The sequence below is a fragment of the Microcoleus sp. AR_TQ3_B6 genome, assembly GCF_036702785.1.
Classification (GTDB): domain Bacteria; phylum Cyanobacteriota; class Cyanobacteriia; order Cyanobacteriales; family Microcoleaceae; genus Microcoleus.
Map to the genome: position 1 here is coordinate 1 of NZ_JAUBVJ010000011.1, position 26,957 is coordinate 26,957.

The following is a 26,957-nucleotide window of genomic DNA, read 5'->3' on the forward strand; positions in this document are numbered from 1 at the left end:
TTCTTTCTTGATAGTTGACCTTCATAAAATATCCCTTATTTTTCTGGCATTGTAGCACTTATTTGGCAAAATGGTATTATTTCTGGACGGATGAATCCGGGGGCTTGTATCCTGGATGCTTTCGGTCATTAGTCAACACTTCGGACAGTTTTTGATTAGCAACCGTAGAATGGCGGTTTCAAGGGGATCGATATCAGGGCAACCTTTGTCGAGGCAGGATAGGGGAAAACCAAGACTTTCCGACTAGGAACTCAAAACCCAAGGGTTTGCGATCGCATTCGCTCCCTCAGAAACCGGGTTTCTGACTACATTGCTCGTTAATAAACCTAGGATGTTTGCGAAGAACCAAGTTTTTAGCCCACCCATGAGTAAACCCTGAAACTCTGCGAAGTGTTGTGATAATATAATGAGTAATTTGGAGTGTCAAAAAAAGACGATGGGAATCAACAAGCAGCAGCATAGAATATCTATAAAACCTTCAGTGATTAAAGTTATAGTTCTGTTTTGTCTGTGCTGCTTGTTAACTGCAAGCTGCGGACAAGGGGCCAATCGCTCTGCTAATTCGATCGGCGACAATGCTAATAATCGCGTTACTATTGGCACCACCTTGAAATTGCGGACGATCGACCCTGCGGACGCTTACGAAAGCCTATCAGGACAATTGCTGCGCAATTTGGGCGACACTCTCTACACCTACGAGTCGGGAACTACAAAGTTAATCCCCCACTTAGCGACAGCAATGCCAAAAGTTAGTCAAGACGGATTGACATATACAATCCCCTTGCGTCAAGGCGTTATTTTTCACGACGACACACCGTTTAACGCCGCAGCAATGGAATTTTCCTTGCAGCGGTTTATCAAAAATGGTGGCAGTCCGGCTATGTTGTTGAGCGATGCAGTAGAATCGGTGAAAGCCACGGGCGAATACGAATTAACTTTTCAACTCAAAAAGCCTTTTGCTGCTTTTCCTTCCCTGTTGACATTTTCCGGTATGTGTGCAGTTTCTCCGAAAGCTTACGAGATTGGGGAGGGTAAATTTAAACCAGATACGTTTGTGGGAACTGGACGCTACAAGCTGGCGAAGTACGGCAGCGATTCTCTCAAGTTTGACGTGTTTGACAAGTATTGGGGGGAAAAACCACTTAATCAAGGAATTGACCTTTTGCTGCTTTCTAGTTCGTCAAATTTGTTCAATACTTTTCGGACTGGTGCGATCGATGTGGCTTATTTGTCTCTGGATGTAGACCAATTTCGCAGCTTGGACGAGGGAGCAAAAAAAGGGAAATGGCAGGAAATCGCCGGGGAAAGCAGTACGGTTAGTTACATGACGCTGAATATGAAGTCTCAACCCCTGGACAAATTAGAAGTGAGACAGGCGATCGCAGCAGCGATGGATCGCCCCCTGATTAACGATCGCGTACTGCGGGGACAAGGACAACCGCTTTACAGTCTGATTCCCACAACATTCGACGTTCAAAAACCGATTTTTAAAGAACTGTACGGCGATGCCAACACGGCAAAGGCTAAGGAACTTTTAACGAAAGCGGGATACTCGGCCACAAATCCTTTTGTTCTGCAAATTTGGTATCCTTCAGCTTCCACAAAACGAGCTTTAGTCGCTAGTACGATGGAGGCGCTAGCTAAACTCAAAATGGACGGGATAATGCAGGTAGAAATTAACAGCGTTGAAGGTCCTACTTTGTTGCAAAACATAGAGAAGGGAATTTATCCGGCGGTTTTAGTGGATTGGTACGCCGACTTTTTCGACGCCGACAATTACATTCAGCCGTTTTTGGATTGTGCCACGGGTTCGGCCGCCGGGGGCTGTGAAAAGGGTGCTAGTCAAGGTCAGGGTTCGTTTTATTATAACGATCGGGTAAATCAACTGATCGACAAGCAACGCAAAGAACCAAACCCTCAAACCCGCAAAGCCCTATTTGCCGAAATTCAAGACATACTGGGCCAAGATGTACCTTTCATCCCTCTTTGGCAGGATAAGGACTATACCTTTGCTCAGAACAGCATCACCGGCGTCCGTCTCGAACCGACGCAATCCTTTCCCTTTTGGTTCCTGAAAAAGCAATAATTCTTTACTAGAATTTTTAGGAATTAAAACGTCCATAATTATTGCATATTTTGTGCACAATAGGGTGATGATTGTCACAGTTTATTAAAGAGACCGCTCACCCTACCCTCCCAAAAAAGGTGGGATATTATTAAAGAGAGATCTTGCTGAGGGTGGGTATATGAAACTTGGGATTTTAACAACAACAGGGCTGCTGATTGCGATCGGTTTGGCCTCGGGAGTAAAAGCAGAAAACGTATCACACGTGAAGCAACTCTTAGAAACTAAAAAATGTACCAAATGTGACTTGACAGGAGCGCAACTTGCTGGTATGAACCTGAGCGGTGCAGATTTGAGCGGTGCGAATCTCAGCGGTGCAAATTTGAACGGTGCAAATTTGAACGAAGCCAAACTGAACGAAGCAAATCTGAAACAAGCTAAATTGCAAGGTGCGAGTTTAATTGCGGCTAAAATGCACGGGGCAAATTTGGAGGGTGCTGATTTGAGCCGGGCTAATCTGAGTCTGGCGGGTTTAGTGATTGCCAGTTTGAAAAATACCAACCTCACCAGCGTTAATTTAATCGGTGCTAATTTAGAAAGTGCCGATTTGGCGGGTGCAAACCTGAGAAATGCTCGCCAGTCTGTAGCGAATTTAGCTGATGTCAGCCTCAGAGGCGGCAGTTTGTTGGGAATAGACGTACAGGGAGTCAACTTGCGGGATGCAAATTTGACTAATGCAAATTTGACTAATGCAAATTTGAACGGTTCGGACTTGACCGGTGCTAATTTAAAGAATGCCAATATGGCAAATGTAGATTTGAAAAACGCTTCTTTGCCGTAGGACGATCGCCAATTGCTATATCAAATTCGGGTGCTTAACAAACTTAATATAATAATGTAGGGGCAATTCTGAAATTGCCCCTACAGTTTTAATTCTAGGATTTATCTGATTTTCGGTCGCGGCGTGGATCCTTGTTCGCTGTGCGAAGCTTTTGGCTGGCTTCTGCGATTGCTTCATATTTATGATGTAGGATCAATCTTCCTCGTGAGCATCCTGCGGGAAACGGATAATATCATCCTCGCCCAGGTACTCGCCATTTTGGATTTCAATCATCACCAAGGGAATAACGCCTGGGTTTTCCACGCGGTGAGGAGTATTCATGGGAACGTAGGTTGACTGTTTCTGCATGAGAATCGTCTCGTAGTCGTTGCAGATAACTTTAGCGGTACCGGAGACGACAACCCAGTGCTCGCTGCGGTGATAGTGCATTTGGGTCCTGATGTGGTGCCCGGGTTTGACTTCAATGCGATTGATCTTGTAACGATCGCCCGAGTCTATGACTGTAACTTTGCCCCAGAAGCGGGTTTGCGTGCGATCGTCAATTTTTTCGTCGTCAGTTTTTTCGATTGTGTCCACTGTTTCCCCCATCCTGTTTATCTCGCTAACGGTGTCTGCCCAAATAGCTGTAATTAAAAGTATAGCAGCGATAGGGTAAGCGGGTAAGTGCGATCGGTTTAAACATTACTCAATTAGCCGCCACTGTCGAGCAGCAATAAATTGAGACAAATATCCCACATTTGTTGTGGCAATTATCACCTCATTCCCTTCATTTGCTACCAAAATAGCCAGAGTCGCCAAAATCATATCCCCGTCAAGTGGATTAGGTTCTGCAGTCAACAGTCAACAGTCAACAGTCAACAGTTTTTACTAACCATTTATGTCCGAAACCAACAATATAATAAACCAGCCATACATTTTTTGGAGGCTCTCGAACATCAGGTGGATCTGGGTTATTGGTTGGGTGGGGGCGGGTTTTTAGAGATTGTTTGCGCTCGTCAAATATTATCTGTAAAACCCGCCCCTGCCGGCTATCTTTGGGGTGGATCTGGGTTATTGGTTGGGTGGGGGCGGGTTTTTAGAGATTGTTTGTCAGCCTCAAATATTGTTGGTAAAACCCGCCCCTACAGACCATCTCCGGGGCGGGTTTCACCAACTATCTATGCCTGAAACCAACAATATAATAAACCTGCCCCCGCCTAAAGGTAAATTGGAATCTACATTTTTTGAAGGCGATCGAACATCAGGTTAATCTGGGTTATTGGTTGGGAACGATCGAACACCTACGCTTTGCGCGAACGACGGCGAATCAGCACACTCATCACTTGCTTCGGATTAGCCGCACGCTGTACGGGACTCCAATCGCTAACTTGGGCAAATCCCAGCCGGTACAAAGTGAGTAGGGTTTCCCTGACACCATTGGGCGAACCGACAACCGTTAACAGCACCACTTCCTGTTCGGATATTGCTGAGTCTGAATTTGGGCGACCGGATAAGTTGTCGTCAGGCACGAATTCCTGTGACATAATTATGTTCTCCTTGATTTTTGGTTTTGTAGGAAAACCCAAAAACCCAGCCGCCCCGCAGTTCAAGACATAGCAGGGCGGCTACAGAGAATGTTAAGATACTCCGTTAGCCTCCAGACTGCTCTCTCAGTTTGGCGGTTAGCTGTCCATTGCTGTTGGTAGCAGCTTTGGGCAGTGCAACTAGATTTTTGGGCGACGACGCGGGTTGCCTCCTCTACAAGCTTGGGCAACCTCTCTCTTCAAAGCCTAGCCGCAGATGGGGGCCGGTGTCAATCGATTTTGGATTTTAGATTTGGGATTTTGGATTTTAGAATTGTCCTGGAAGGACGAGTGGTGAGAAACCGGGTTTTTTGCCCTGAAGAGGGGTTACAGCGGGTAGAAGCTGTAAAAAACCCGGTTTCTTTGAGTTTTAACCGCAGATGTTGGCGGATGTACGCTGATGGACGCAGATGAATACAGCCACCCGTTGCTCTTTTTATTTGCTCAATACGCCTTCGGGAATTCCTAAAATATCCTCAATTCTCGGCATATCTTCTAAGGCAATCACTCGTCCTTCATTCTCAAAACCAGCTATTTGATCGAAGTTCAAATACCGATACAAATCACTAGCAAAAGGATCGATTCTTTTTGACACAATGTCGTTGTATTCTTGGACTGTGGGAATTCGACCTAACAGGGAACAAACTGCGGCTAATTCTGCGGAACCGAGATAAACTTGCGCGTCTTTGCCCATGCGGTTGTTAAAGTTGCGGGTAGAAGTTGAAAATACGGTTGTCGCATCTTTAACCCGCGCTTGATTGCCCATACAAAGACTGCATCCGGGCATTTCTGTGCGAGCTCCAGCGGCTCCAAAAATGCTGTAGTAACCTTCTTCTTTGAGTTGCTGTTCGTCCATGCGGGTGGGCGGACAAATCCACAGGCGAGTTTTTACTTCCCCTGCACCTTCCAATACTTTCGCAGTCGCGCGGTAGTGACCGATATTTGTCATGCAGGAACCGACAAATACTTCGTCAACGCGATCGCCCGCAACCTCACTCAACAATTTAACATTATCCGGGTCGTTGGGAGCAGCCACAATTGGCTCTTTAATCTCGTTCAGATCGATTTCGATGATTTCAACGTACTCCGCATCAGCATCCGCCTCCATCAGCACCGGATTGGCCAGCCATTCTTCCATCTTCGCCACCCGGCGCATTATCGTCCGCGCATCTTGATAGCCCCGCGCCACCATGTTTTTTAGCAGCGCGACATTGGAACGAATGTACTCAGAAACTGTCTCCACGCTCAATTTAATCGTGCATCCGGCGCAAGAACGCTCGGCCGTGGCATCGGTCAATTCAAAAGCCTGCTCGACCTTCAAATCTGGCAAACCTTCAATCTCCATAATCCGCCCAGAAAAGACGTTCTTCTTATTCTGTTTCGAGACTGTCAGCAAGCCTTTTTGAATCGCCACGTAGGGAATTGCATTCACCACATCCCGCAGGGTTACTCCGGGCTGCAATTCGCCTTTGAACCTCACTAAAACTGATTCTGGCATATCCAAAGGCATGACGCCCAAGGCGGCAGCAAAGGCTACTAATCCCGAACCCGCAGGAAAGGAAATTCCCAAAGGAAAACGAGTGTGAGAATCGCCGCCGGTTCCCACTGTATCCGGCAATAACATTCGATTCAGCCAGGAGTGAATAATGCCGTCTCCGGGACGCAAGGCTATGCCCCCGCGCTCTGCCATGAAATCGGGTAATTCATGGTGAGTTTTGACATCAACTGGTTTCGGATAAGCGGCGGTGTGGCAGAAACTTTGAATTACCAAATCGGCGCTAAATCCCAAACAAGCAAGTTCTTTCAATTCGTCCCGAGTCATCGGCCCGGTGGTATCTTGGGAGCCGACTGTTGTCATGGCTGGTTCGCAAGATGTACCGGGACGAACGCCGGACAAACCGCAAGCTTTCCCTACCATTTTTTGTGCTAAGGTGAAGCCTTTGCCGGTATCGGCGGGAATAGTCGGGCGGGTGAAAATAGTGCTTGGTTCTAGTCCTAAAGCTTCGCGGGTTTTGTCGGTTAAAGTGCGTCCAATTAATAGCGGAATTCGGCCACCGGCGCGAACTTCGTCTAGAATTGTGTCGGGTTTGAGGGTGAAGGTGGAGATGATTTCTCCGGCTTCGTTGGTAATTTCGCCTTTGTAGGGATGGATGGTAATTACCATTCCAGTGGACATTTTGGAGACGTCGCATTCGATCGGCAAAGCCCCGGAATCTTCAGCGGTATTGAAGAAAATCGGGGCGATCGCACCTCCTAAAATATAACCGCCACTGCGCTTGTTCGGCACAAACGGAATATCGTTGCCAATGTGCCACAGCACGGAATTAATCGCCGATTTCCGCGAGGAACCGGTGCCGACAACATCACCAACATAGGCTACGGGATGGCCTTTTAGCTTCAAATCTGCAATGGTTTGCAAGGTTCCTGGCATCTTACTTTCCAGCATCGCCAAAGCGTGCAGGGGAATATCGGGCCGCGTGGTAGCATGAGGTGCTGGCGACAAGTCGTCAGTATTGGTTTCTCCGGGAACTTTGAAGACTGTAACGGTAATCGCTTCCGCCAGTTGGGGCCGGGTGGTGAACCACTCGGCATCCGCCCAAGAATCGACGACCTGCTTGGCGTAGGGATTGGTATCGGATAAAGTCAGAATGTCGTGGAAGGCGTCGAATACTAACAGCGTTTTGCTCAAGGCCCGGGCTGCGGTGGCGGGAATGGCGATTTCGGCAGTGGGATTGAGCAATTCGATTAAAGATTGGACGTTGTAACCGCCCATCATTGTCCCCAGCAGGTAAACTGCCCATTTGGGAGCAATTAGGGGGCTGTGGATTTCGCCTTTGGCAATGCCAGTTAAAAAACCAGCTTTGACGTAGGCGGCGCTGTCTACTCCGGGCGGGACGCGATCGCGCAATAATTCTATTAAGGTTTCTTCTTCTTGTGCCGGCGGATTTTTCAGCAGTTCACACAGTTCCGACGTTTGCTGGGCGTCTAGCGGCAGCGGTGGAATTCCCAAAGCGGCCCGAACGGCCGCGGTACGGCGGTAAGATTCAAGCATTTCTCCTCTCTCCTCGAATAGTATTCGGTGGTTGTTTGCAGGTGACTTTACTTTTTAGATTAGGAGCTTCCGCTGCACATTGGGCAAAGTACCTCGCTATACATAAAAACTTAACGCAACTTTAAAAACAGTAGATTGTCATACCAAAGAGAGGTGTTCTCTCCACCGTGCGTGCAGGATATCAAACTCCAGCCGAGCAGTTTAGGGGCGTTGAGTTGTATTGTTCTGGTTAAGATTAATGTGTTGTAGGGTACAGTCGATCGTCCTCTGCATCTTCCATCGTCGTTTTCCACCAGTTTAAAAAAGTTGTCCTGCTAATGGATCGATTAAAAAATGGAAAGTTTTATCCCTGAAAACTCTGAAGACAGTCAGGGCCAGGTCTCCAAGCCAGACTTATACAAAGAACTGCAAGGAACCACAGAATTAGTGCTGACGATTGCCAACTCGATGCCGATACCCATGATCGTCAGCAGTCTGGCTGACGGCACAATTCTTTATAGCAACGATTTATGCCGTCAGGCTTTTGGGTTGACAGCATTCAAGTCGATCGACGGCGAAAAAGCCGACCTGCTCTACCACAACCCCGCAGACCGCGAGGAACTGCTGTTGCGGCTCGCCTGCCACGGACACGTCCGCGAGACAGAAGTCCGCCTTAAAAAAGCTGACGGTACGCTGTTTTGGGCAAGTGTATCGATGCGGTATTTGACATTGCTGTCAGGAAAAGCTGTTCTGTCGGTGTTCTGCGACATTACCGATCGCAAGCGAGCCGCCGCCCAAGAGCAGGAATTGCTCGCGTCAATTCACTTGCGGGCGCGCCAGCAAGCGGCCGTCGCTTATTTGGGGCAGCAGGCCCTGGCTGAAACAGATTTGTCCGCACTGATGGACAAAGCTGCGGTTTTAATTGCTCAAACGCTGGAGGTTGATTATTGTCAGTTGTTAGAACTGTTGCCCTCTGGCCATGCTTTTCTGCTGCGAGCGGGGGTTGGCTGGCAGCCGGGCCTCGTCGGCAGGGCTACTGTTAGCGCTTCTGCCCGATCGCAAGCAGGTTACACATTGCTTGTGGGGGAACCGACGGTCGTCGAAGATTTGCGGGTGGAAACGCGCTTTAGCGGGTTGCCGCTGCTGCACAACCACGGGGCTGTCAGCGGCGTTACTGTCATTATTCCCGGCAATCGGGGACTCGGGAGCAACTGGGGACACGCAGAACCAGCGAACAGTTCCTCCTCGCCGGCCTGGGGCATTTTGGGGGTGCATACCAACCAAAGGCGAGTTTTCAGTCAAGATGACGTTTATTTTGTAGAAGCGATCGCCAATGTATTAGCTGCGGCGATCGAGCGGATTCTATCGCAAGAGCGTTTGCAAATGATGGAACGGGCGATCGAAAGTTGCAGTAACGGCATTGCCATCACCGACGCGACCGTTGCAGATAATCCGATTATTTATGTCAATCCGAGTTTTGAGCGGATCACCGGTTATAGCAGAGACGAGTTAATTGGGAAAAATTGCCGATTTTTGCAGGGCAGCGACACGGACACCGCCGCTGCCAAACAATTGCGAATTGCGATTGAAGAAGGTAGAGAATCTCAAGTTATCCTGCGCAACTTTAGGAAAGACGGCACGCCTTTTTGGCACGAACTGTCGATCGCTCCGGTTTACAACTCGCGGCGACACTTAACCCACTTTATTGGAGTGCAAACAGACATTACTGACCGCCAGCGCTCGGAAGAAGAATTATTTTTAAATTCTCAAGCTTTAGCAGCTTTTAGCGCTAATCTCAAACACTTGCACCGGATTACAACTTATCATTATCAAAACTTTGAAGAGCTAGTAGACGATTATCTAACAGCCGGCTGTTTGATGTTTGGACTTACTATGGGCATAATGGCTGAAGTTGAGGGGGAAACTTTTATTGTGCGGGCAGCGAAAACAGATTTAGCATACTTCGTGCGCGGCTTAGAATTGAAGCTCAGCGATACTTACTGCGCTGCGGTAATTCAACTAAAAAAAACAGTTGCGTGTGCTCATATAGGAGCAACAAAGGAAATGCGCGAACATCCAGCTTATCAAATATGTAAGTCGGAATCTTACATCGGAACGCCGATATTTATTAACAATAGAACTTACGGAACTTTGAGTTTTAGTTCGCCAGAAATCAAGAAAAAAGATTTTGAATACCAGGAAATAGAAATCATAGAATTGATGGCTCAAAGCATCGGTAAAATTCTGGGGTTTCACCAAATGGAAGTCGAACGCCAGCAAGTCGAAAAAGAGCGCTGCGATTTGATAGTATCTCTCCAAGAAAGTGAAGAACGCTATCGCCGTTTAGTAGAACTATCTCCCGAAGCGATCGCCGTTCACAGTCAAGGGAAAATCGCCTACATCAATGCTGCCGGCGCTAAACTCTTCGGTGCGAGCTCTCCCGAGGCGCTAATCGGCTTTCCGGTATTGCATTTCGTCCATCCAAACTATGTGCAAATAGCTAGAGAGCGCATTCGGCTAGTCGAGGAAGAAAATCAGCCTATTGACCTTGCCGAACAAAAACTGATGCGGCTCGACGGACAAATAATAGACGTTGAAGTTGCCGGCATCCCCGCTACTTATCAAGGCTCGAGGGCCGCCCAGATTATTATCCGAGATGTCACCGAGCGCAAGCGAGTAGAACGGCAACTGCTGCACGGCGCTTTTCACGATGCGCTGACCGGTTTGCCCAACCGTGTTTTGTTCCTCGACAGGCTAGGACAAGCCATCCGCCGATCCAATCAGTCTCCCGATTACAAATTTGGTTTACTTTTCCTAGATTTAGACCGCTTCAAAGTAGTTAATGATTCTTTAGGGCACGTTTTAGGAGACAAACTCCTAGTCGCCCTCGCGGAGCGGCTGCAAAGCTGCGTGCGGGCTTCTGATACCGTGGCCAGGCTGGGGGGAGACGAATTCACCATCCTGCTAGACCACATTCAGAGCCTCAGCGACGCCACCCTAGCAGCTAAAAAGATACAAAAAGAACTGACGAGACCGTTTAATATCGAAGGGCACGAAGTATTTACCACCGCTAGCATTGGCATTGTTTTCAGTCGAGGCGAAGCCAACGACAGTGGCGAATCGAATCTGTACACTCATCCGGAAGAATTTCTACGCGATGCTGACATCGCTATGTACCGCGCTAAAGCTTTGGGCAAGGCCCGCCACGAGGTGTTTAATTTGGCGATGCACGACCAAACTATGTCGCTGTTGCAGTTAGAAACTGACCTGCGGTTGGCTATTCTGGGCAAGGAGGAATTAGGCCAGAGCAAGGATCAATGTTCGCACTTTATTGTTCACTACCAACCGATTGTTTCGATCGCCAACGGTGCGATCGAAGGTTTTGAGGCTTTGGTGCGGTGGAAGCACCCGGTTCGGGGTCTAGTTCCGCCGTCTACTTTTATCCCTGTAGCTGAAGAAACAGGTTTGATCGTGCCTCTGGGAGCCTGGGTGTTGCGGGAAGCTTGTCGGCAATTGCGCCTTTGGCAAGAAATGTTAACGGAGTCCGAGGGAAGAAGTCCGATGTCCGTCGGAATAAGCAAGAAGGAACAAGGAAGAGGTTCGAGGGCAAACGGCCATCTACGGGATTTAACTGATTTAACGGATACAGGGAATGAGGAAAACGGAAGAAGGAACCGGGAAGAAATAATCGGTAAAAATTTACCAATTCCCAGTTACCAATTCCCGATTTCCGATTTCCACTCCCCTGTTACTAATGCCCACTTACCACTTACCAATACTTCGGCTACACTCAGTAAAAGTTCTCAGTTACAAATTCCCAATTTTCAATTCCCAACTATTGATGCTTCGCAATTAACAATGAGCGTCAATCTTTCTCCTAAACAGTTAGGTATGCCGAATTTAATCGAGCAAATCGATGAAATTTTAGCAGAAACTGGCTGCGCTCCAAGCTGTTTAAAATTGGAGATTACTGAAAGCGCGCTCGTGGACAATGTGAAGAAAGCCAATATTGTGCTCGCCCAATTAAAAAATAGAAATATTCGATTGTCGATAGACGATTTCGGTACAGGTTATTCGTCTTTGAGTTACTTGCACCGCTTTCCGCTGGATACGCTGAAGATCGATCGATCTTTTGTGAGTCGCTTGGGGGCTGTCGAAAACGGTGACGGCGGGGGTCAGCCTTTGCAGATTGTGCGGGCGATCGTGACTCTGGCTCACAATTTGGGATTGAATGCGATCGCCGAAGGTGTGGAGACAGCCGAACAGTTAGCACAGCTTCGAGAACTAGACTGCGAATTAGCTCAGGGATATTGGTTTTCTAAACCTTTGGACAGTTCCGCGATGACTGAAATGCTGATAAATATCAGTAATATCGATTGACGGTTGACGGTTGACGGTTGACGGTTGACGGTTGACGGTTGACGGTTGACGGTTGACTGTTAACGGGCGGGTCAAAAATGAGCCAAAAATACCAGCCCACAATCTCCCATCTCAAAAACCAGCCCCGACCGGGATATTAGGGTTAATCGATCGGACATGATATGAGTGAGGTACAGATTGGCAATTGATAATTGGTAAGAAAGTGAAGTATGGTGGGTTAGGTAGGGAGATTTTTGCTACAAACTCACAATCTCTACATTGACGCACTAGAGAATAAATGGTGCATCAGAATTAAATTTTCGGTATGGTTGAGAATTACCAAACTGAGGCACCCTAACGCTTTCGCAATTCCCAATTCCCAATTCCCAATTCTCAATTCCCAATTCCCAATTAACAATTAACAATTAGCTTTGAGTGGAATCTCGATCGCGAATTCTGCACCCTGTCCCGGCGAAGAAGTGCATTTCAGCGAGCCTTTGTGTCTGTCTGTAACAATTTGATAGCTAATTGACAAGCCCATCCCAGTGCCTTTTCCCACAGGTTTAGTGGTAAAAAATGGGTCAAAAAGTCGATTGCAGACAGTCTTTGTCATTCCCAGGCCGTTGTCAGAAATCCGAATGAGTACCCGATCGGGTTTTGGGATTTCAGTTTTGATGGAAATGATACTAGGATTTTCCCGCAGTTGAGCGGCCGAAAGCCGCGCTCCTCTCTCTTCCAAAGCATCTAAAGCATTGCTCAATATATTCATAAATACTTGATTTAACTGCCCAGCATAACATTCTACCAAAGGCAAATTGCCGTATTCTTTAATCACCTCAATTTCTGGAAGATTGTGTTTGGCTTTGAGCCGGTGCTGCAAAATCATCAGGGTGCTATCTATGCCTTCGTGAATGTTGACTGCTTTCATTTCTGCTTCGTCCATGCGGGAGAAGGTGCGCAGAGATGCCACGATTAGCTGAATTCTGTCTGCACCGACTTTCATCGAGGAAAGCAGTTTCGGCAAGTCATCCATCAGAAAGTCGAGTTCAATAGCTTCTAGTTCCTCTTGAATTTCCGGGACTGGATCCGGATAGTGGTTTTGGTAAAGTTCGAGCAGGTGTAGCAAGTCTTGAGTATAGTCGTTGGCGTGGGTCAGATTGCCGTAAATAAAGTTAACTGGGTTGTTGATTTCGTGGGCGACTCCGGCCACAAGTTGACCGAGAGATGACATTTTTTCGTTTTGAATTAACTGCGATTGAGCGCTGGTTAATTGCTGCAACGTTTGCTCTAATTCGAGAGCTTTATTGCGAGTTTGGGCGTAAAGATCGGCTTGGTTGAGGGCGATCGCCAATTGAACAGTAATCGCCTGCAACAATTCTACTTCGCTATCGCTCCAAGGCCGCACAGAACGGCAGGAGCAGCAGGTAACTGCGCTCATTACCCCGGAAAGTGCCTGGATGGGGATGATTAATACAGATTGGTAGCCCATCGATCGAAGGGTTTGTTTCCAAACAGGATCTGCGACTGTTTCGACATCATCCACCCGCAGCATTTCCATCTGCAAGAGTTTTTCTCCCAGAGTACCGAAGTCGGAAGCTTGATAGCTACCTATTAAATCGGGAAGTTCCCGAAGGCGAGATTCTTTAATAATTTCCCAGAAAGGCTCCTCCCCGTCCTCGCGATACCAGGCAAAATTGCAACGATCGATCTGCATGAAAGCGTGAATTTCCTTAACTGCGACTGTAACGATGCTGTCGAAGTCGAGGGAATTGCGGATTTGAGCGGTGAGACTGTTGAGTAATTTTTCTCTATTGGCCTGCTGTCTGAGTCTGGCTTCCGATTCCCTCAAAGCAATTTCTCCCCGCTTGCGCTCAGTAATGTCTTCGGTAACTCCTAATAAATATTGGGCATTACCTTCTCGATCGAGAATTGCGGTTTTCTTTGTATGCAATATGCGAGTATCGCCTTCTCTTGTTTGAATTATTTCTTCGGGAATCTCTATAATTTGCCCGGCCGCGAGCGCTTCCCGGTCTTTGGCGGTGAAAAAGTCGGCTTGTTCTCTGGGGAAAAAGTCGTGGTCGTTTTTGCCCATAACTTCTGCTGCACTGAAACCGAGCAAGTGTTCGGCGGCTGGGTTCCACAGTACAAATCGCAACTGTTCTGCTTCTTTGCCAAATACTGCGACGGGTATGGTTTTGAGTACGGATTCCATAAAATGTTGAGCCTGTTGCAGTTCTGCTTCTGCCTGTTTGCGGTCGCTAATATCTCGGACGTTGGCAATGACGCTGAGATTGCCGTTGAGATGAATTCTCGACAGGGCAATTTCTGCATCAAAAGTTGAACCGTCGTTGGGACGCCTCGCTTTCCATTCCACGCGACCCGTGGAGCCGGCTAATACTCTTTCCCAAAGTTCTCCCAGTTGTTCAATGGGATTGTCCGCGCTCGAATAGTCGTTTTTAATGGATAATTTTGTTGCTTGTTCCTGGCTCACTCCGTACATTTCTAACATTCGATTGTTGACATCGAGAATGTTGCCTTCTAAATCGTGAATGAAGATAGCATCGTAGACATTGTTAAATATGGTTCGCAGGTTTTGCTCGGAAACTTGCAGGGCTGCTTCTGCAAGTTTTCGATCGCCAATTTCTTGTTCTAACTGGGCGACTGCTTCGGACAGTTCGGCCGTGCGCTCGCTCACTCTGTCTTCTAACTCGGCTGCAGCTTGCCGCAGCGCTGCTTCGGCGGCTTTGCGATCGGTAATGTCGATCGCCGTTCCGAACAGTTTTACCACCTTGCCGTTGACATCGGTTTCGGCTTTGCCCAGGGCGTTCACGTGCCGCAGCGTGCCGTCGGGACGGTAATGGCGGTAATCAAAATCAAAGGGGATGCCTGCTGCGAGTCCCCGCTGCACTTGAGTCTGCCACAGTTCCAAATCTTCTGGATGAATCAGAGCGACCTGTTCGGCTAGGTTGGGCGCTAAGAAGGTCGGTTCGAGCCCGAGGATGCGGAAAAGTTCTTCCGACAAAGTGACGGTTCCGGTGGCTGCGTCGATTTCCCAACTGCCAACGTGGGCGAGTCTCTGGGCTTCTTCTAGCTGTCGCTGGCTCTCGCGGATGGCGGTTTCGGCAACTTTGCGATCGGTAATGTCGAACAATACGCCGCAAAATATGATTTCGCCGTTCTCGCTGCGGGTGGGCATCGAGTCGCCCTGCCACCAGCGAATCTCACCGTCGGGCTTGACTAACCGCCCTTCGTAGTGCCACAGGCAGAGGTTTTCTACCGCTTCGGAGACGGAGGCGATGTAGCTTTCCAAGTCTTCGGGGTGGACGCGGCAAATGAATGTATTCATGTCTCGCATCATTTCTGCTGCTGTGACGCCGCTGATATCTTCAATGCGATCGCTCATGTAGTCAATGTGCCAAACTCCGTCACGGTTGCAAAACTGGAACAAAGCTCCGGGCATGGTGGCGGAGATCGTCCGAAACCTGGTTTCGCTGGCCGTGAGGGCGGCAAAAGTCTGGCGCAGTTCTGCCGTGCGTGCTTCTACTCTGCGCTCTAGTTCTGCGTTGGCGTGTTGTAAGGCTGCTTCTGCTCGCTTGCGATCGGTAATGTCGGTGGCTGTACCGGTGGTGCCGAGGACGTTTCCTGTTTCGTCGTACAGGGCGATGGCGTTGAACATCAAATGTTTCATGCTGCCGTCTTTGGCGATGTGGGTGCATTCGTACTGGAAAATTGATTCTCCGGCCAACACGCGAGCGAAAACTTCTAAATCTTTCTGGCTTTGTTCAGGTGTCGCAAAGTCGGAGAAGGGCCGACCGATCATTTCTTCTGGTTGGTAACCGTAGATGTACTTAACTGCTGGGTTGACGAAGGTGTAGCGCCCGATCGCATCGACCGACCAAATCATATCTTGGGAGGTTTCTACCAGGCTGCGGTATTTGGCTTCGCTGGCTTGGAGTGCTTCTTCTGCTTGTTTGCCTTCCGTCATATCGCGGGAGACGCCGACTGTCATTACAACTTGCCCGTCTTCGCTGCGGATAGGTGCTTTGACTGTGTTGAACAGTCGCACTTCTGAGTCGTGCCGCGTCACCGGTTCTGCGGAAATTTCCAGAGTTTGTCCGGTGTCAAATACGAAGGCGTCATCTCTGATGTACTGGAGAGTATTGTCGGGATTGGCGAAAGGTGCGTCTACGATGTCTTGAAGTTGCTCTTGAGTCATGCCGTAATAGTCGCGGAATGCTTTATTTGCCCAGACTATTTTCGATTGGGGGCCTTTGACCAATACCATATCGGCGATCGAATCGAGAATTTGGTGATATTTTTGCTCGCTGTCGCGGAGTTTCTGCTGCGCGGATTCGATTTCTGCTATTTGCCTCTGGGTTTGCAAGTGCAGTTCGGCTTGGTAGATGGCAACTGCTAAATGGTCGCCTACTTGTCTGGCAAATTCGATTTCGTCTTCTTGCCAATCGCGGGGTTTGCCGCACTGGTCAATGCACAGCAATCCCCACAGGTGTTGCCCTTGCAGCAGCGGTACGACTAAGTTAGCTCGGATTTGAAATCGCTTGAGGATTTTGAGGTGACAAGCGCTCAATGGGGCTTTGTAGATGTCGCTGACTGCTTGAACGTAACCTTGGGTGTAGTTGGCTGCCAATTGTTCATCCAACGAGTAGTCGAGGACTCTTGCTCCCAAACATGGGCTGTATAGGGGAAGAACGTCTTCGCAAACTACTTCGCCCTCCTTCCATTCGGATTCTGGAAGAAAGCGGTATATGGCGACTCGATCGGCATTTAGGAGTTGCCGGAGTTCCGTGGCTGTAATTTTGAATATTGTTTCTAAGTCTAGGGATTGGCGAATTTTGCGAATCACTCCCATCAGCGCTTGCAGCTTTTTGAAGCAGATTTGAGACTGCGTTTCTTTTTCTAGGTGAGCTAGCTTCTGGCGCAGGTTGGTTAGTTCTTGATACAGGTATTGATTAGACATAATGCTCTTTCTTTCGTTATTTTGCGGTTTGGTATCGAGGTTGATGGCATCTCAATAGCGCTCTGCAAGTTCAGCGTGCTCTCATCAAAAGGGCAAAGGACAAATTCTCCTACTGCTGCTAGCACTTACCACCTACTCCCGCTACATTTCCGTAACTTTTATGAATTGGGAGGCGGAGCGAGGAGCTTAATTCAGTATATTTACTGAGAAAGCGGGCGCTGATTTCCTACGGCATAAATTGTCAATTATTGAAAATAATACTAACAAAACTTACGCATAAACCCAGTTTTTTAACGTAATTAAGTCAGGGAAGCTCCGAAAGTGGAAACGATCAACCCGGCTTCCGGGCGGGAATACGCGGAGCGTCCTGACTAATTTTGGGCTTTTTTGCGATCGCCTGCGGTTGCAATTGTCACCCTTTTATTATTACCGCAAACTTGATGATGGTTTCTTTGCTGTAGCACTCAAAGATACTGTTGGGAGCGCCACTCTTGATTTTTTTTAACTGAGCCGAGAGCCTTTTCTATAGTTTCCACTAATTCTCGATTTCTCTCTCTTAACTCTTATTTTATACACCCTTTGGATCGATCGGCTTTTTTTAATTATTTCCCTGGAATTTTAATTGCTTTATGCTAGCAATTTTATTTGTTAAACTTATTGACATCCACCGAAGCAGAGGTGATACCTGTTTAAAAAAAGAATGCAACTGTAGCCCCTTACTCCAAACCCATACACAATAACTCAGTCCCCATCTCAAATCTCAAATCTCAAATGGTATGAGTTCTAGGTTAAAGAGTTAAAGTAGTTGCAGGCTAGGGTTAAATTGGATCAACTCAATGGCGATTCCTTGCCCTTCCCGAAGGCAGGCGCGTTCAGGATAGCTTCGCTTCACGAATACTTTTCGCCCGATTTTTGTATTTCCTGAGAAAGTGTAAGATTTTTTAGATGATACCAATAATTAGGGTATCATATTTTTGACTAAAGTCAAGGTATTTCAAGCTTGATTAATAGAAAGGGCAATCACCTGCCTTAAAGTTTGGGCAAAGTAATAATAAATTCCGTATAAGCTCGCGTTTGGCTTTCTACCTTTAAAGTGCCACTGTACAGTCCTGCAATAATATTGCAACTCAGAGACAACTCCAAACCTGTTGCTTCTCCAGTCGGTTTAGTAGTAAAGAAAAGATGGAAGATATTCTCGGGAATTTATAGAGTAATTCTGATGCCGTTCTCGCGGGGAATTTCAACTGCTTTTACCAAAATTTGGGTAAAAACCCAAATTTTGGGATTCCAACTTTCTGTTTGTGGCTCAATTCCTTGCTGCTAACTTTTTGGCTTTTGAAAGACAGCATAACAAGCACTATCAAGGATATTTATAAAAGCGCAGGTGAGCTCGGGGAATGCTACTTCTGAGAGGGCGATCGCACTTTCATACTCAGTATAAATCGTCACATTGATGCGGAGAGCGATCGCCTGCTGGGATAGGCCAACTGCACTGCTTCTTCTAGCCAAGCGTTAATCTCTGTCAACTGTCGCTGGCCGGTGTCAGTCCGCAGGTACTCCATCATACTGCGAATAATATTTTCGGATTTTTGGAGTGGTTAATAGCTGCATTATTGTCTAGAATATCTATTAAAATATGCTTGACAGACATTCGATAGTATCTACATATAAATTTTAGAATTTTTCGTCAAATTATTTTAGTAGTTTTTCCCTCAATTCCACCGAGCTTTCAGCATAATTATTAACACACTTGAGAGGATGGCGGATTTCACGAGCGACTCCAGCAGTTAAATATCAGAGAGATTTGTGATTGAAGTTTGGGCGGATTAGATATTCGTGTTTTAGTCGAGCAAATGTTTTTACTGTTAAATATTTGGCTTCGATCAGTTTGAAAATTATTGAATTGTTTTGGTTTAACTTTTTTCCTTGATAGATGATATCAACTCCGGTAGCATCGGAATTAATATTACTCACAGTCAGGACACCGCGAGTGCCTTAGTCCCTACCCCTATTTATTGTAGGGACTAAGGCACTCGCGGTGTCCTCTATATCATTCCGATGCAACCGGAAACAATATGACAGTTTTGACGCTTTTGTGCAAAGTATCTTGGATGTGATATTCAGAGAAAATCGGCATTGATGGTGCCTATAAATTAAATTGGTTAAATATAGATGCAAAATCGAGAAGGGTAGAGCGAGTATAATAAAGTTGGTTTTTAGTAATACCATTTTAAAAAATGCAACTGTAAACAAGCCCTCAACCGTTGCGGCATCAGTCATATCATGTCCGATCGATTGACCATAATATCCCGGCCGGGCGGGTTTTTGAGATTATCAATTATTGGCAGATATTGTTGGTGAACCCGCCCCTACCTGAGGTCGGGTAATCGACTGGACATGATATCATTCCCTATTCTTTAATCTAAAATCTAAAATATAAAAGAGTATAACTAGAAAGAGTCCTAATTAAGCGAAACTCTGAAAAATTCAGTCCTGACTACAAACTGACAGCGGTTATTTTGCAGGACACGATGTATTTTATATTTATCACTTAGGACATTTTTTTTGCAATTATTTTTACAAGTCATATCATTTCCGGTTACACCGGAATGATGTTGACGGTTGACGGCTGACTGTTGACGCCGTGAACAGTCAACCGTCAACAGTGAACTCAAATTTACTATTCCGATGCTAACGGATTTGATATCAGAGCGAAAAAATATCGGGCAGTTTTTGGGTTTTAGTCAACGGTTTATTGCCGGAATGATTCGATCGCACCATCGGGAATATTAATTTTTTTTAGTAGGAACTAGAAGAGACTGCATTGACCGCCCAAAGGCAGAAAGTAGAAGGCTTTCGGGAGAAAAATTTTGACCGGGTTCTAAGACTGGAACGAAGTCTTTTCGTGAAAACCCCGTTCAGGAGTATCTGAAAAAAAAACGGATACAAACTTAACTAGAAGTTTTCAGTATCGCCCTCGCTTCCTCAATATTTTGGGAAACCAATTTGCCCGACTCGATAAAGGCTGCTCTTTCAGTATCGCTGAGTTCGAGTTCCACTACTTGCTCGACTCCCTGATATCCCAAGCGGCAGGGAACTCCTAAAAAGATATCTTGCACGCCGTATTCACCGTGCAAATAAACGCAGCAAGGCAAGAGTCGCGACTGATTTAATAAAATAGATTCTACCATCACACAGACAGAAGATGCGGGTGCAAAATAAGCACTACCAGTCTTCATCAATCCTACAATTTCTGCGCCAGCGTGGCGAGTCCGCTGTACGACTCGATCGATCGCCCCAGCATCCATAAGTTGAGCGATGGGAATGCCCTTAACAGTGGAATAGCGGGGCAAAGGAACCATCAAATCGCCGTGAGAACCGATGACTGTTGCACTGACTTCAGCAATTGAAACGCCCAATTCCATGGCAATAAAAGTTTGAAAGCGGGCGGAGTCGAGTATTCCCCCCATACCTATGACTCGGTGTTTTGGCAAATCAGCAGCTTCCCACGCTAAATAAGTCATGATATCTAGGGGATTTGTGACGGCGATTAAGATTGCTTCTGGAGAATGCTCGATCGCCTGTTTTGTGGCTTCGGTGACAATTCGAGCATTGATTTTAATTAAATCTTCCCGATTGATACCGGGTTTGCGCGGAACTCCGGCGGCAATTACTATGATACTTGAGTTAACCGTATCTGTATAATCATTTGTACCGACTATTTTGCGATCGTGGCGTTCCACTCCCCTTGCTTCCATCAAATCCAAAGCAACGCCCTGCGGCCAACCTTCGACAATATCTAGCAATACTACATCTGCCAGATTTTTCTCGGCAATTCGCTGGGCTAAGGTGCTGCCGACTTTGCCTGCACCAATAATTGATACGCGGGTTGATGGAAAATTCATTCGATTTTAGATTTTAGAGTTTAGATTTTAGAGTTTAGATTTTAGATTTTAGCAATCAGCTTAATTGGGGAAAGGTGCGCGGTGTGCACCCTTCGCTACATTAAGAACAGGGATGTTTAGTTTTGGTGAGTTACTTAAAATCTTCGAGTTGGTCTACCCGCAGCCAAATATTGGGGGTGGGTACTTTGCCAAATTTGACGAAGGCGTAGTCGCCGCGAACATCCATCACTTCGCCCTTTGTTTCAAATATATAGGAGGAAAAGCGCTGGTCGCTGGCTTTGGCTTCTAGACTGTTTTCCAATTTTTCGCGTACAGCGCGAACTATACTGCCTTTCTTGATTGCCATAACTTTCTTTGTTTAGTTTAAAAAACTATACAAATTTTAATCTAGATTGGGCTGGAAAAGACTTCTTCTTTCTTCTGACATCTGGCACCATTCTCGCTTAACAAGATTTCCGGCCTGTTCCACAATAGTTCAATACTCTTGTGGGCTGGGTGTCCCGCCCGCCCCTGACAGCCTTATTGACAATGGTACAAGATATCAGTTCTTCCTTCTTCCTTCTTCCTTCTTCCTTCTTCCTTCTTCCCTCTTCCTTCTTCCGTCTTCCCTCTTCCGTCTTCCGTCTTCCCTCTTCCGTCTTCCTTCTTCCTTCTTCCTTCTTCCCTCTTCCTTCTTCCGTCTTCCCTCTTCCTTCTTCCTTCTTCCCTCTTCCTTCTTCCGTCTTCCTTCTTCCGTCTTCCTTCTTCCGTCTTCCTTCTTCCGTCTTCCGTCTTCCTTCTTCCGTCTTCCGTCTTCCTTCTTCCGTCTTCCGTCTTCCTTCTTCCCTCTTCCGTCTTCCTTCTTCCTTCTTCCTTCTTCCTTCTTCCGTCTTCCCTCTTCCGTCTTCCTTCTTCCTTCTTCCTTCTTCCCTCTTCCTTCTTCCGTCTTCCGTCTTCCCTCTTCCGTCTTCCTTCTTCATTCTTCCTTCTTCCCTCTTCCTTCTTCCGTCTTCCGTCTTCCCTCTTCCGTCTTCCTTCTTCCCTCTTCCGTCTTCCGTCTTCCGTCTTCCGTCTTCCGTCTTCCGTCTTCCTTCTTCATTCTTCCCTCTTCCGTCTTCCTTCTTCCCTCTTCCGTCTTCCTTCTTCCGTCTTCCGTCTTCCGTCTTCCGTCTTCCGTCTTCCTTCTTCCTTCTTCCTTCTTCCTTCTTCCTTCTTCCCTCTGGTTATTGCTGACAGGCGGGGCAAAAATGAGTCGATCGCCCTGCTAATTTTATACGTTCGATGGTTGTGGAGCAAGTGCGGCAGGGTTGGCCGGCGCGATTGTACACCCAAGCGACGCCGCCGTAGTTGCCGTTGACACCTTGGACGTTGAGAAAATTGCTAAAAGTGGTGCCGCCGGATGCGATCGCCTTCTGTAAAACTTGAATAATAGCTGTATGGATGCGCCCAATTTGCTCGGCGGTCAAATCCGCGCACAGAGTTGTGGGCATCACTCCCGACAAAAACAAAGTTTCGTCTGCGTAAATATTGCCCAAACCAGCTATCAGTGCCTGGTCTAGCAAAGCTGTTTTAATGGGTCGCGCCCGCCGGTGCAGCTTGCGGGTCAAATATTCTGTTGTAAACTCCTCGGAAAACGGTTCGGGGCCTAAGAGTTTGAGACCGATGACTGTGCCCGAAACCTCGGTTTCTGCGGGCACGTACCACATTTGCCCGAAGGTGCGCTGGTCTACAAAGCGCAATTCTTGGTTTCCTTCAAAAAACAGCCGTACTCGCGCGTGTTTTTGCAGGGGTTCGGATCGGTTCACCCACAGCAGTTGTCCCGTCATCCGCAGGTGAACGCCCAACCAGCCGGCTTTGGAAGGCAAAAGGGAGGGGTAGAAAGAAGGCGTTGGGGAATAGCTTGGAGTTTGGGGAACAAATTCTCCCACTCTCCGACTCTTCCCCTCTCCCCCTGTCCCCCTCTCCCTTTCTCCTTCTGGGAATTGAGATAGTTCTGCCAGTAGATATTTGCCGCGCCTGTACCAGCGGGCGATCGACTTTCCTTTGAGTTGTGTCAAAAAATCGGTCGCAGAGATGGAACGGGCGATCGTGCTGTTTAACAACACGTCCCCGCCCACAATTTCTCGATCGAGGGTTGCTTGATTCAAACCCCGGCAAATAGTTTCAACTTCTGGCAGTTCTGGCACAATTAGCGCTGTTCTGTTCCTTGACCTTGAGGCGAACCTTCGACGGTGCCGGGCACTTCGGCGCCGGGTTTGCTGTCGGTGGAAGTTTTCGGCTGCGAGGGGGAGCCTCCGCTGCCGGTTTTCCGAGTTTTCTCGTCGAGGGTGGTTTGTTTGCCGCCGGAAGCTACTGCTGTCGCTGTTTTCGCTTTTCCTTTGGGTGCTGACACTTCCACTAATTCGCTTTCGGCGAAGTTGTTGGTGTTGACGCCTGCATAATTTACGTTGTTAAAGCGAACGATAACTGGGTATTTAATGCCGCTTTGGTCTACCGTAGCAACGGTGCCCACTTCTTGATACCAGTAGGATTCTTTGCGGAGAATCCGGACTGTAGAACCGCGTTGAACCATGAGCTTTTTTTCCTTTGCGATGAATAAACGGATCAAGCCATTTTTTTTACTCTAGTCGATCGCGCGGCGCATTTAAAGTCTGCAACAGAATTATTGTTTTGGTCAGCGTTTTTTGGTCGCTGGCTTGTAAAGAAAAGTAAAGTTTTTTGTGGGCGATCGCTGGGGTTGCAAAATAAATAAACAGACATTATCCGTCAAATGAAAGCTGTGCGATCGGATCTATAAAAAACTTTACAAATTGTTGTGGGGTGGCGAGTTTGTGACGGGGGTGTGAAATTGTTTCCGGTTGCATCGGAATGATATAGAGGACACGGCAGTGCCGTGTCCCTACAATTAATGGGGGTAGGGACTAAGGCACTCGCCGTGTCCTGACTGTGAGTAATATTAATTCCGATGCTACCGGAGTTGATATGAGGAAGTTGTCGGGGCCGTTTGGTTGTTGCCGGGGCCGCCTGGGGTTTAACACCCCTGTCTCATACCTAAAGTCGTCTAAAGATGAGTGAATATACAATTGTATTTTTGGGGCGGGCAGATTGTATTTTGGGGCGGCAGATTGTATTTTGGGGCGGGCGAGACGCCTACGGCACAATAAAATTTAGTTTTTGTGGAACAGGCTTTCCGGCCTCTTCTTAAGAATCATTGTGAAACAGGCCGGAAATCCTGTTCCTAAGAATGGTGAAAGATGTGTGATTAATTAACCTTGTATTTAATTATATTGTCGCGCTAAACTATTGCAAAGTGCGGGGAATATTTAAAGTATGTCGTTAGTTGATTTAGCTAATACTAAAGTTAGGGTTCTTGGATGGAGTGCGGTGATGGGTGTTGCGCCAATGATTGCCAGCGCGATCGCCAATCCAGGAGTGACAGCAGCATTGGGTGTGATGGCAAATCCAACGGTTGGGGGCATTTCGATTTTAGCAACGATCGCCGGCGGTATAGCGGGGAATATGGCGACTAACGAGTTGGGAAATCTGATGGCCGAAAAGTTGGCAAAAAATCGAAATATTCTTGACAATCGCGATTTGATTGAGGCGGCGGGTGAGGCGATCGCCGATATTTTGAAAGATGTTGCTTCGTCAGATGAGTTAATTGCGATCGCCCTTAGTAAAAATTCGTCTGCCAGGGATTTAGATCGATTAGCCGAAAAAACTCCTGAATATTGGCTGAACATTAACACAGAAGGGGTTGATTTGTCAAGGGGTTTAAATATTTCGGAAGACCAACTGAGTCTGATTTTTTCGGCGGATGCTGCGGAGTTCGATCGAGTTACCGGATTGACACCGGAAGATTGGGCAAGATTCATCGGGGAATTCGCGGCCAGTGAGGGGAAATCCTTTGATGCAGAAATCGTGGAATTTGTGGCGCAAAGACTGTACGAAACATTTCCGAAGGCGTACCGGGAAGTGCTGAAACAAGATGCAGCCAAGGGAGGAGAAAAGTTTGCGGCGATGCTGTTGAATCTGCACCAAATTGCTTTGGCGGATCTCAAGGATTTGAAGCTGCAAAATCGGGAGATTATCGACAAGTTGGAGGCGGTAGCAACTAAGCAGCAGATTTGTCAAGTGATGGCGAAATTGGGCGCGATCGAATTTGAAATCCGCGGTGATTTGGCGCAGATTCGGGCATTGTTGCAAAGATATATCGATCCTGCTGCGCCGAGTTTGCCGATTCCTGTTAAGTCTGAGACGATTATTCAGGACAGAATAAAAGACTTTACCGGTCGGAAATTTGTGTTTGAAGCAATTAACGAGTTTCTGAGGACAAATCCCAAAGGCTATTTTGTTTTGGAAGCGGAACCGGGAGTTGGGAAAAGCGCGATTATGGCTGCCTGTGTGGTGATGTTGAAGCGACGCTGCATTACTCATTTCAACTCGCAACCGGACGGGATTGTCAGCGCTGAAACTTTTTTGGAAAATGCTTGCACTCAGTTGATTGAAGGTTTTGGCCTTAAAAATAAGTATCCGCGACTGCCGGAAAATGCCCTGAAAAATAACAACTTTCTAGGCGATTTGCTGAAGGAAGTTAGCGCTAAGTCTAGCAGTGACAAAAAAATAATTTTTGTTGTCGATGCGCTGGATGAAGTTGACTGGAAGGCTCAAACTAGCGGTAGCAATGTTTCGTATTTGCCTAATGATTTGCCGGATAACGTTTATTTTATTGTTTCCAAGCGACCGGAATTTCTGCCAATGCCGGCAGCTAACCGGACAGTTTTTGATTTGATGAAATACAGTGCAGAAAGTCTCGAAGATGTCAAGGCTTATCTGGCAAAACGCACGGAGAGAAGCGAGTTAATTCAGGATTGGATTAAGGGTCGAAATTTGCAGCGGGAAGAGTTTGTGACGGCGGTAGCCCAAAAAAGCGAAAAGAAATTTATCTACCTCCGCCACGTACTTGATGAGATTGAAAGCGGCACGTACAATGATGTGAATTTAAACGATTTGCCAGCGGGTTTGCTGCAATATTATCAAAAACACTGGGTACAGATGATTGGTCACGAAGACGATCCTCTGCTGGAATTGAAGGTTAATATTATCTACGTGCTGTCGAAAGCTCACGAGGCTGTTTCTCGCCGCTGGATTGCAAAATCGGTGCGCGAGACGGATTTTAAAGTACAGCAGGTACTAAAAAAATGGGATTCTTTTTTGCGACAGGAACAGGTAAACGGGGAAATTCGCTACAATATTTATCACAACACCTTTCGCGAGTTTCTGGAAAAAGATGAAACTGTGCAATCTGCTGGGGTGAATGTGGAAGAACTTAACCGCCAAGGTATTAATAACAGGTTGGAAGGAGCGCCGATATGAGCAAGTTAGGTGTGTGGTTGGCGCAGCAGAGTCAAGGCGATCGGGAATATTTATTGAAATATCAACCCAGGGATTTCGTTCAGGGGTTGAAGGATTTTAATCGTTATTGTGCTTGGTTGACTGATTTCGGTTTCATTCAGATGAAACTGGAGGTGTTGGGGGTACAAGCGCTAATTGATGATTACGATTTGGCGAGAATTTCTGATGTGTTGCTGGCCCTAGAGCAAAGTCAAGCTCTGAGATTGATTCAAGGGGCAATTCGCAAGTCGGCGCATATTTTGGAAAAGGATAAAACACAGCTTGCAGGACAGCTGTTGGGGAGGTTGCTGGATTTTGAAATACCCCAGATTCAGGCAATGCTGGCACAAGCAAAGGAGTGGAAAGATCGTCCTTGGTTGCGGCCTGTGAAGGCTAATTTAGAGCAGCCTGGGGAAGGTGCGCTGCGGACGCTTGTCGGTCATACTGACTCGGTAAATGCAGTGGATCTCGCACCCGACTGTAAAACAGCGATTTCCGCATCACGGGATAAAACCCTGAAAATCTGGGACACCGAGACAGGCCAGGAACTGAAAACTCTCACCGGTCATCGTGACGAGGTACTAGCAGTGGATCTCGCACCCGACTGTAAAACAGCGATTTCCGCATCACGGGATAAAACCCTGAAAATCTGGGACACCGAGACAGGCCAGGAACTGAAAACTCTCAGGGGTCATAGTGACGAGGTACTAGCAGTGGCGATCGCACCCGACGGCAAAACAGTAATTTCCGCTTCTTATGATAATACCCTAAAAATCTGGGACACCGAGACAGGCCGGGAACTGAAAACTCTCACTGGTCATAGTTCCGAGGTAAATGCAGTGG

The 26,957-nt window shown here is 47.2% G+C and carries 18 protein-coding genes and 1 pseudogene; 6 read left to right on the top strand and 13 right to left on the bottom strand.

The annotated features are described in order from the left end of the window. Window positions 1-436: 436 nt before the first annotated feature. Together QUB56_RS07880 and QUB56_RS07885 are read left to right on the top strand one after the other, a co-directional pair. Complete coding sequence (locus QUB56_RS07880; protein ID WP_332954696.1) at window positions 437-2,086, top strand: ABC transporter substrate-binding protein; 1,650 nt, start codon at window positions 437-439, stop codon at window positions 2,084-2,086. A 160-nt stretch (window positions 2,087-2,246) separates the two neighbouring features. Beyond that, window positions 2,247-2,906: a pentapeptide repeat-containing protein gene (locus tag QUB56_RS07885; RefSeq protein WP_332954544.1), complete on the top strand. Its 660-nt coding sequence runs from the start codon at window positions 2,247-2,249 to the stop codon at window positions 2,904-2,906. Window positions 2,907-3,098: 192 nt separating this feature from the next. Here QUB56_RS07885 and QUB56_RS07890 read toward each other — a convergent pair whose 3' ends face one another. From QUB56_RS07890 to acnB, 4 genes are all read right to left on the bottom strand, one after another. Further along, the gene (locus tag QUB56_RS07890; protein ID WP_445243319.1) at window positions 3,099-3,494 is read right to left on the bottom strand and encodes a cupin domain-containing protein; all 396 of its coding nucleotides are present in this window, start codon (window positions 3,492-3,494) and stop codon (window positions 3,099-3,101) included. Window positions 3,495-3,587: 93 nt separating this feature from the next. Then, window positions 3,588-3,743, bottom strand: coding sequence for a hypothetical protein (locus tag QUB56_RS07895; RefSeq protein ID WP_332954547.1), 156 nt, complete (start codon window positions 3,741-3,743; stop codon window positions 3,588-3,590). A gap of 443 nt (window positions 3,744-4,186) precedes the next feature. Continuing rightward, window positions 4,187-4,429, bottom strand: a complete 243-nt coding sequence (locus QUB56_RS07900; RefSeq protein WP_332954549.1) for a hypothetical protein — start codon at window positions 4,427-4,429, stop codon at window positions 4,187-4,189. A gap of 475 nt (window positions 4,430-4,904) precedes the next feature. Continuing rightward, window positions 4,905-7,520, bottom strand: a complete 2,616-nt coding sequence (gene acnB / locus QUB56_RS07905) for a bifunctional aconitate hydratase 2/2-methylisocitrate dehydratase (RefSeq protein ID WP_332954551.1) — start codon at window positions 7,518-7,520, stop codon at window positions 4,905-4,907. A gap of 333 nt (window positions 7,521-7,853) precedes the next feature. Between acnB and QUB56_RS07910 the strand changes: the two genes are divergently transcribed. Next, window positions 7,854-11,879, top strand: a complete 4,026-nt coding sequence (locus tag QUB56_RS07910) for an EAL domain-containing protein (protein WP_332954552.1) — start codon at window positions 7,854-7,856, stop codon at window positions 11,877-11,879. A 397-nt stretch (window positions 11,880-12,276) separates the two neighbouring features. Here QUB56_RS07910 and QUB56_RS07915 read toward each other — a convergent pair whose 3' ends face one another. The 9 genes from QUB56_RS07915 to QUB56_RS07955 form a co-directional block, all read right to left on the bottom strand. Then, a complete protein-coding gene (locus QUB56_RS07915) occupies window positions 12,277-16,836 on the bottom strand; it encodes a PAS domain S-box protein (RefSeq protein ID WP_332954553.1) in 4,560 nt (1,519 codons plus the stop codon). Between the two features lie 1,320 nt (window positions 16,837-18,156). Continuing rightward, complete coding sequence (locus QUB56_RS07920; RefSeq protein ID WP_332954555.1) at window positions 18,157-18,345, bottom strand: hypothetical protein; 189 nt, start codon at window positions 18,343-18,345, stop codon at window positions 18,157-18,159. Between the two features lie 1,442 nt (window positions 18,346-19,787). Further along, on the bottom strand, window positions 19,788-20,741 hold the full coding sequence (mdh, locus tag QUB56_RS07925) for a malate dehydrogenase (protein WP_332954556.1): 954 nt from the start codon (window positions 20,739-20,741) through the stop codon (window positions 19,788-19,790). 130 nt (window positions 20,742-20,871) lie between these two features. Next, window positions 20,872-21,087 carry an NAD(P)H-quinone oxidoreductase subunit O gene (locus QUB56_RS07930; RefSeq protein ID WP_015178120.1) on the bottom strand — a complete coding sequence of 72 codons (216 nt, stop codon included), beginning with the start codon at window positions 21,085-21,087 and terminating at the stop codon, window positions 20,872-20,874. A gap of 97 nt (window positions 21,088-21,184) precedes the next feature. Then, window positions 21,185-21,700 (bottom strand): hypothetical protein, encoded by a 516-nt coding sequence (locus QUB56_RS07935; protein WP_332954560.1) that lies wholly within the window; start codon window positions 21,698-21,700, stop codon window positions 21,185-21,187. Further along, window positions 21,697-21,819 carry a hypothetical protein gene (locus tag QUB56_RS07940; RefSeq protein WP_332954562.1) on the bottom strand — a complete coding sequence of 41 codons (123 nt, stop codon included), beginning with the start codon at window positions 21,817-21,819 and terminating at the stop codon, window positions 21,697-21,699. The genes QUB56_RS07935 and QUB56_RS07940 overlap by 4 nt, the downstream gene beginning before the upstream one ends. Continuing rightward, complete coding sequence (locus QUB56_RS07945) at window positions 21,816-21,965, bottom strand: hypothetical protein (protein ID WP_332954563.1); 150 nt, start codon at window positions 21,963-21,965, stop codon at window positions 21,816-21,818. Before QUB56_RS07945 ends, QUB56_RS07940 begins: the two co-directional genes overlap by 4 nt. Then, window positions 21,944-22,906 (bottom strand): DNA-formamidopyrimidine glycosylase, encoded by a 963-nt coding sequence (locus tag QUB56_RS07950; protein WP_332954566.1) that lies wholly within the window; start codon window positions 22,904-22,906, stop codon window positions 21,944-21,946. The genes QUB56_RS07945 and QUB56_RS07950 overlap by 22 nt, the downstream gene beginning before the upstream one ends. A gap of 2 nt (window positions 22,907-22,908) precedes the next feature. After that, entirely contained in the window at window positions 22,909-23,292 is a 384-nt protein-coding gene (locus QUB56_RS07955) for a photosystem I reaction center subunit IV (protein WP_332954569.1), read from the bottom strand. A 495-nt stretch (window positions 23,293-23,787) separates the two neighbouring features. Here QUB56_RS07955 and QUB56_RS07960 point away from each other — a divergent pair, with 495 nt between their 5' ends. The 3 genes and pseudogenes from QUB56_RS07960 to QUB56_RS07970 form a co-directional block, all read left to right on the top strand. After that, the gene (locus QUB56_RS07960; protein ID WP_332954570.1) at window positions 23,788-23,925 is read left to right on the top strand and encodes a hypothetical protein; all 138 of its coding nucleotides are present in this window, start codon (window positions 23,788-23,790) and stop codon (window positions 23,923-23,925) included. A gap of 125 nt (window positions 23,926-24,050) precedes the next feature. Next, complete coding sequence (locus QUB56_RS07965) at window positions 24,051-26,096, top strand: ATP-binding protein (protein WP_332954572.1); 2,046 nt, start codon at window positions 24,051-24,053, stop codon at window positions 26,094-26,096. Continuing rightward, window positions 26,093-26,957: pseudogene (locus QUB56_RS07970) on the top strand (WD40 repeat domain-containing protein); the annotation flags it as partial. The gene QUB56_RS07965 and the pseudogene QUB56_RS07970, both read left to right, overlap by 4 nt.